This is a genomic window from Agromyces sp. P2_B3 (assembly GCF_056404815.1).
Genome location: NZ_JBFUDH010000034.1, coordinates 1 through 7,156 on the forward strand (window position 1 = coordinate 1; position 7,156 = coordinate 7,156).

Below are 7,156 nucleotides of genomic sequence, written 5' to 3' on the forward strand. Positions count from 1 at the left end.
ATCCAAGACCTCGGCCAGGTTGGATGGTCTCCCCTGCACGGTCTGGTCCGTGACCGGTACGGGGTGGTCTGGGTCTTCGACCTCGTTGTGTCGCACAACACCTGACCCCTACCCCAAACGGAGAATCCTCGTGTCCCTCGCGCATTCCAACCTGCCAGCGACAGCACGTCCTGCCCCCGACACCCCCTCGTCCGGCAACGACGTGTGGTTGGGTCTTGCCCAGTCCATGACCGGGCAAGACCAGTTCGACCCGCGCCTGTCCTGGACCATCAGGGAAAACCCCCGAGCCCGCCGGATCACCACGATCGCGATCGGACACACCAGCGACCCAACCATCGACCTGAAACACGTCGCCACCGACCTCGGGATCACCAGAACATCCCAGACGACACTCCCCAACGGGCAAGTCCACATCACCGGCCAAGGCGACACCCCCGACGGCGGACGCTGGAGGCTCATCCTCACCCACACGCCGGACCCTACCCACCCCACCACCACCCGCCGAACCAGACGCCCGCCAACCACGCAGACCACCCAGCACGGCACGCCCCGCCGCGCCAGACTCACCACCAAGGCCATCCCGTTCGGCGACGGGCAAGCCGCCGCCCGCACCGAACGACTCCGACTACGCGCCACCCGCCTTACCGAACTCCGAGAACGCGGCCTCCGAGTCTGCAGCACCGAACGACACCCCCACCCCGACCAACCCGGCCACTACTACATCATCGACAACCTCCGCCACACCGCACGTCCGTAAACGATCGTTCGCGTTACACCCGAAACACCGTTGCAGGACCCCCACGAATTCAGGGGCAGGCGTGTAAAGCCTGTCGTGTACGCGACTACGTAACGAACCCCCCACCATGCGATACGTTTCTTGCATGCGCGTCGGATACGGACGGGTCTCGACCCGCGATCAACACCCCGAAGCCCAACACGACGCCCTCACCGCGGCCGGCTGCGAACCGATCTTCATCGACACCGCCTCCGGGAAGCTCGCCAAGCGCCCAGCGCTCGAGAAAGCGCTGCTGTCCACAAACCGGGCCGGCGACCAACTCGTGGTCACCAAACTCGACCGCCTCGGCCGCTCCCTGGAGAACCTGCTCGAACTCTCAGCCACCCTGCAAGCCCGACAGATCGACCTCGTCGTCCTGGACCAGGGCATCGACACGTCCACCGCGATCGGACGCATGTTCTTCCAAATCCTCGGCTCCATCGCCGAATTCGAACACGCCCTCATGTCCGAACGCACCCCCGACGGCCTCGCCGCCGCCCGCGCCCGCGGCCGCACCGGCGGACAGAAACCCAAACTCGGCCCCCGCCAAATCGCGCTAGCGCGCGAGATGTACGAAGAAACCGGCCCAGACGGCAAACGCGTCCACACCGTCCAACACATCGCCGAAGAGTTCGGCGTCACCCGCCCCACCATCTACCGACACCTCACCCGATCCGCCACCTGAGCAACGGAAAGAGCCTCAACAGCCACCAACAGCTACACGTCGGACTGGGACAGCTTCAGGAGCACCGGGCCTGGTAAACACCGTCTCCACAGCGACATCCCGATCGAGACACCATCCGCAACAGGCCAGAACGCTCCAACCTGGGTGCCGTTCACGTTCAACCCCGAGTACCACCCGCGAAGAGTCCTCGGGGTGACGCCCCACCGCCGGGCGGCGGGCATCGTGGATGTCATGACCCCAACGAACCGTTCCATCGCGATCGCCGCCGGAAGCGCTCTGGCCCTCAGCCTCGCCCTCACCGGCTGCAGCTTCACGACGACGACCTCCACTTACCGGTACGAAGTGAGCTCGACCGCGCACGGGACCGAAGCCTCCTACACCGACCCCGCCACGAAAACCGGCACAGACACCGTCACCCTCACCGACACCACCTGGACCCACACCCCGAACCCGAACCCGAACACGAATACCGACTACGTCCCGAAGCTCACCGTGATCGCCCCCGCCGCCGCTGACGCGACCTGCCGGATCATCGAGATCAACAACACCACCGAGACCGTCATCACCGAGAAGACAGCCACCCCCGGCGGAACCGCAACCTGCGAACGACCCGCGATCAAAATCGACTTCAAGACCGACAACTAGGCACCGGATCATCCCGAACCATCCGACAGGAACACAATGTTCGACATCAAGCCCAGCCCCACCCACACCATCATCGACCTCGGCGACACCCTCACCCTCCACCAACGCCTGACCGCCACAACCGAAAGACCGGAACCAGGCCAGCTGTGATCCCGCTGACCCCCCGACCCGCAGATCCCGACCAGAGTACGGCACCCGCGGCTCGTCGCAAGCGAGCACACCCAGTTTTAGCTTCCGTCTGTGTTGCCATCGTCACGTTCGCGGCTATCGGGGCTGCCAACCAACCAAAGCAAGTAGCGACGCCAGGCACCCCGCAACCGATTTCGGAACTCGACGCGACGAGTTACGTTGCACGACAGCTCCCAGAGCCGGGGAGCGCAGCCCCGCGCAACAGGGAGTCATTCGTCACACTGTGGGGCCTGCTCGACCCGCGCCAGCAGTCAGCGGCGCTTGCCGGCGCCCCCGAACTACTCGGCAACGCTGCAGGAGTGCTCTACCAGATCCGCGACCAAGCCAATCGGTTGACACTGGATCAGGCGCTTCGCAGCGCCAAGCGCAATACTGAACGGTCAGGCAATCCGACAGGAACGGCAAGCGTGAGGCACCTGCAGGCCATCGACTCTGCCGCGCGCTCCTCCCACAATCCAAACAGACTTCTCACCAGCCTGGTACTGGACCGCGACCGGCCACCACTCGCAGTGATCGCAGTCGGTGACCCCGACACCGCCGACACCATCACCATCGCAGTACCCGGAATGGGTACCTACACCAACGACATGCAGATGTGGACACGCGCCGCGGAGAACATCCAACTCGAACAGACCGCTGTTGATGAGGACCGCACCCACTCAGTATTCGCCTGGATCGGCTATCACGCACCCCCTCCCGGAGTCGACGCCGCCATGGGGGAACATGCAAAGCGCGGCGCTCCCGCACTCATCAGCGAAATCAAGGCGATCAAGGCAACCCGCCCGGGCAACGTGCCAGCGATCAACATCGCCGCTCACTCCTACGGAGCCACACTGACAGCCAACGCGCTAGCGTCCGAGATGCTTGACATACACACAGTCGTGATGCTCGGATCCGCGGGGGTCGAGCCCCGCATCGCTAATGCCAAGCACCTTTACGCCGGCCGAGTCTACGCCGGCGAAGCACCAGCGGATAAGTATGCCCGTTGGGGGCGCCTCGCCCGAACAGACCCTCGCTCAGAACGTTTCGGCGCGCTCCACCTCGACACAGACGGAGACTCCAGCAACGGACTTTACCCTGTCACCGGGCACGAACCAATTCTCCACTCACCCTGGAATGACGACCTCCGCTCTGGCGCTTGGAGCCGCTACACAACGGCCGCGGACATCACCGAACCGCTACAAAATCACCTCGGCAATTACGGCTACCTCGATGCCAACTCCGAATCGCTCCACAACCTCGCTCTCGCAACCGTCGGCCCTGCCGCCAGCCTCACCGCCACTCGCTGCGAGAGCTGCGTGACAGAACTCCGACACGTGGCCCGCCTCATCGTCCGAAACTGGCTGAGGTGAGGTCGACTCGGCACCGAACGGCGCACCCAGCGGGCTCAGAACTCTCAAGCGCGACCTACCGACATCGCGGTGCCATCCAGGGCCGTCTGAACCTGCTGGTCGGTGACGTCATGCCCAAAAGGTCAGAGCCTCACTGCGCTTACTTGGGGGTCCAAGCTTCGTCGTGGACACTCTGCCAGTGCTGAGAGCGGCGAACGGCGAACGGCTTTGCTTCGCGGGTTGGCGTTCAGACGGCCCAATCTCCGAAGAGCAGGAGAAGGTCACCTCGAACCTGCCCTTTGGATGTTGGGGGGAAGGAAACCTTCAGCGACGACGTCGTAGCCGCAGCGATGATCGACCGCCTCGTCCACCATGCCGAAGTCCTCACCCTGACCGGCGACTCCTACCGCACCCGCCAACGCCGCAAGCAGTTTGAAGTACTCATCCTCCAGCGCGAGCCTGCGCTTCGGTCCCGGTCGTCCCATATCCATCCAGCCCTTCTACCCGAAGTGTTGCGACGAATACTCGAACCCAAGCGCGAAACCGGTATCAAACTAAGTCGTAGACAGGCCCTCGCGACACCCCGACGTGCACCTCGAGCCCGCCCGCGACGCCGCCGACACCGTCATCGCCGCGCCGCGCCGCGCCGCGCCGGACGACGATGCCTGACCGACACACGCCACAGCACGCCCACCCGACCCTCGCCCGGGGTAGCATCCGGGCATGACCGCTGCTGCCCCACCACTTGGCCGGCGACCCGGGACTAGCACGAGCGTGGCTGTGGTTGGTGCTGCCGCGGTGGTGGTGACGTTGGCGGGCTGCACCGGGTCGTCGCCGGTCGTCGCACCGAGCACGCCGTCATCGGCGTCGGCGCCAGCGGGGGGTGTCGCGACGGATCCGGCCAAGGCGGCGGCGTACGATCCTGTCGGGTCGGCGGCGGCGAACCAAGCTTGGTTCGACCAGCAGTCCGGGACGCTCACCGCTGGGGACCTGCCTGCCCCGGATACCGTCGCACAGGCGTTGACGGGAGCTGGGTTTGATCCGACCACGATCGAGGCGAGCTCGCCATCGACGTCGACGGGGTCGGCGGCCGACGCGGTGTTCTGGGCGGTGCAGGTGAGTGGCGAGTGCCTGATCGGTCAGTACTCCAAACCCACCACCCCTGGCACGTCCGCGTCGTACACCAGCAGGGTCACGCCGCTACTGAGCGACGGCACCTGTCTGATCGGCTGAACAACGCCACGCCGGATCGCGACGTCCATGCAAGCTCCGCCGGCAACTTCAACTAAGCTCGCGTCATCGTCTGGAATATCAGTGCGGGCTGGCGTCTGCATGGTCGGCTTCCATCCAGTCGGCGCAGCGTCTCCCCGTTTTGACATGAGCGGGGAACCGTTGCGGAAGCGCATGAGCCCCTCTGGCTCACCCGAATCCGGAGGGGCTCACCCGGGGCCTGGTCCTGGGGTTCAGCCCACGCCGCGACGGATCGGGCACGGGAACAGGCCCGATCTCGGGGGCGGTGCCACAAACACCGCCCCTTTCAACCGGCAGGTCGGGTCACCAAAGCGTAGTGCCCCCACCACGGGTGCAGAGGCTGCAGGTCCGGAGCCGCGGGTCAGGCCGGACGATCGACGACGTCGAGTACGCCACCGCGGACGGCACCAGCACGACGACGGTGACTGTGGCGGTGCTGGATGTGAACGGTAACCGGGTCGGGGTTGGCGGTGACACGGTCACAATGACCACTGACCTGGGCACCCTGGATGTGGTCGCGGACAACGGTGACGGGACCAACACGGCCGCACTCACGTCGGCTATCACGGCGGGCACTGCGACGGTCGGATTCACGCTGAACGGCACCCCGGCCACGGATACCACGACTGTGGTCTTCACCGCGGCGCTTCAACCACAGGCATTATGTGACCGTCGCGGGACCCCTCACCCTCATCCCACGGATAGGGCTCTTTCAACTTCACCGTATTCGAAGAGATTGTCCGCACGAGCGGCAGTCGTGCTGCCCAATATGCACCATTCGAGATGGCCGTCGGCATCGAGGGGACCACACTGACGGACAACCAATCGATCGTGTTTCCAGCATCCGCCGGACGAGAGATATTGAAGCACGGCCATGGTGTGTGGAGGTTGAGAATCGTGTCGTTCGCTGATTCGGAACGCTTGAGCATCCACTCGGGATCGCGGTCGGCGGAACGGCTGCGACTGTCTAGTGACGTAGCGGTCGTTCGAGCGGTCACGAGCTGGATCGCTGCACCAGCGATGTCGGTGTTGTGATAGACGGAGTATTCACGGCCGTTGGCGCTTCCACTGAAGGTAATTGTGAATTCCAAACTCTCCGGAGCGTCCGCTTCGGTGCAGGCAAGAAGGGGCATGTCCGCGGGCGCGCGGATCTGAAACATAAACGTCTCGACCTGGTTGGCGGAGAGATGGCCAAGCGTGAGGAATTGCACGTTAAGCGGTAGTCGCGTATCGACCTCTACCTCCACGAAGCCTGCGGTGACTCCCGGGATTTGCCCGCCCATGTGCTCGGTGACGGTGCCGTTGGAGGCGCCGCGTTGAAGGAGAGGAACCAGGTCGCCGCGAACATTAGCGCTCCGCTCATGAACAGAGCGTTGCCGAAGCCCAGCAGCGAGTGGTTTTGGACTGCAAGTTTGCGATGTCATCGTGGAAACCGCCACGCCGCGGCAGGCTCTGACATGTAAACAACTGATGTTCAAGCTGTTAACTTTCCAGCTTTGTGTGCGCGCCAGTTTGGATCCACGCCGATGAAGGCGGGGCACATCACCCTCGGGATGGTGCTCTCCGCGCGGGAAGCGGCGACCAGCAGCGAGTCGTGGCGGTACCCGAACGGCCGCGACACGACCCACCTGCTCCAGTTGGAGGCGTGGGGGCATCACCTGTCCCCGGCGGAACGGGATCGCGGCCGGATACCCCGAACCCGACACCGCGGGTGACAGCATGCTGGACGCGGCCTAACCTGAGCGGAGGCGATCCCGCGCAACGGGTCGCCTCCGCGCCCGCCCTCCCTCGAGAAATCGAGCTCTCATGGGGCGGGCGCGGCCCCCCAGTTCGGGGCGTATCCCACCGGGCCCGTCGTGGGGGGTGTAGCGTCACAGCCGAGCAACTGGGGGCTCTGCCGTTGGTGCTCCACGCCCACCGGCAGGGTCGTACCTTGGGTCAGCGCTCGGGTACACATCGGGGATTCGCCGGTGGGCGTGTCCCGTCCCCGGATGCGGGTGCGCACCGCCACTGCGGTGCGCCACCTCCGTGTGTCAATGCCGAGTGAAGTCTGACCCCCTGGCGCCGAGCGAAAGTTGACCCCCTCTGGGTTGTTAGTCGCGGTCGGCGCGGTTCTTGTTGATGAGGTCGCGGCGTTGCCGGGTGCGGTAGGAATCGCCTGACAGGGTGAGGACCTCGGCGTGGTGGACGAGCCGGTCAATCATCGCTGCGGCCACGACGTCGTCGCTGAAGGTCTCACCCCATCTCCCAAACGGCAGGTTCGAGGTGACCATGATCGAG

At 64.9% G+C, this 7,156-nt stretch carries 7 protein-coding genes and 2 pseudogenes; 7 read left to right on the forward strand and 2 right to left on the reverse strand.

Features of this window, described 5'->3' with window-relative positions:
- Window positions 1-130 precede the first annotated feature (130 nt).
- The 7 genes and pseudogenes from AC1DZA_RS19885 to AC1DZA_RS19915 form a co-directional block, all read left to right on the forward strand.
- Window positions 131-757: a hypothetical protein gene (locus tag AC1DZA_RS19885; RefSeq protein ID WP_476774061.1), complete on the forward strand. Its 627-nt coding sequence runs from the start codon at window positions 131-133 to the stop codon at window positions 755-757.
- Window positions 758-881: 124 nt separating this feature from the next.
- Window positions 882-1,460: a recombinase family protein gene (locus AC1DZA_RS19890; protein WP_476774062.1), complete on the forward strand. Its 579-nt coding sequence runs from the start codon at window positions 882-884 to the stop codon at window positions 1,458-1,460.
- Between the two features lie 192 nt (window positions 1,461-1,652).
- The gene (locus AC1DZA_RS19895; RefSeq protein ID WP_476774063.1) at window positions 1,653-2,105 is read left to right on the forward strand and encodes a hypothetical protein; all 453 of its coding nucleotides are present in this window, start codon (window positions 1,653-1,655) and stop codon (window positions 2,103-2,105) included.
- 488 nt (window positions 2,106-2,593) lie between these two features.
- Complete coding sequence (locus AC1DZA_RS19900; RefSeq protein WP_476774064.1) at window positions 2,594-3,646, forward strand: alpha/beta hydrolase; 1,053 nt, start codon at window positions 2,594-2,596, stop codon at window positions 3,644-3,646.
- A 259-nt stretch (window positions 3,647-3,905) separates the two neighbouring features.
- Window positions 3,906-4,053 (forward strand): annotated as a pseudogene (locus AC1DZA_RS19905) (ATP-binding protein); the annotation flags it as partial.
- A 295-nt stretch (window positions 4,054-4,348) separates the two neighbouring features.
- Entirely contained in the window at window positions 4,349-4,858 is a 510-nt protein-coding gene (locus AC1DZA_RS19910) for a DUF6993 domain-containing protein (RefSeq protein ID WP_476774065.1), read from the forward strand.
- A gap of 460 nt (window positions 4,859-5,318) precedes the next feature.
- A pseudogene (locus AC1DZA_RS19915) lies at window positions 5,319-5,459 on the forward strand (invasin domain 3-containing protein); the annotation flags it as partial.
- Window positions 5,460-5,511: 52 nt separating this feature from the next.
- Here AC1DZA_RS19915 and AC1DZA_RS19920 read toward each other — a convergent pair.
- Both AC1DZA_RS19920 and AC1DZA_RS19925 read right to left on the reverse strand, forming a co-directional pair.
- Window positions 5,512-6,315 carry a hypothetical protein gene (locus tag AC1DZA_RS19920; RefSeq protein WP_476774067.1) on the reverse strand — a complete coding sequence of 268 codons (804 nt, stop codon included), beginning with the start codon at window positions 6,313-6,315 and terminating at the stop codon, window positions 5,512-5,514.
- 654 nt (window positions 6,316-6,969) lie between these two features.
- The coding region (locus AC1DZA_RS19925; RefSeq protein WP_476774066.1) for an ATP-binding protein at window positions 6,970-7,156 on the reverse strand (187 nt) is incomplete at its 5' end.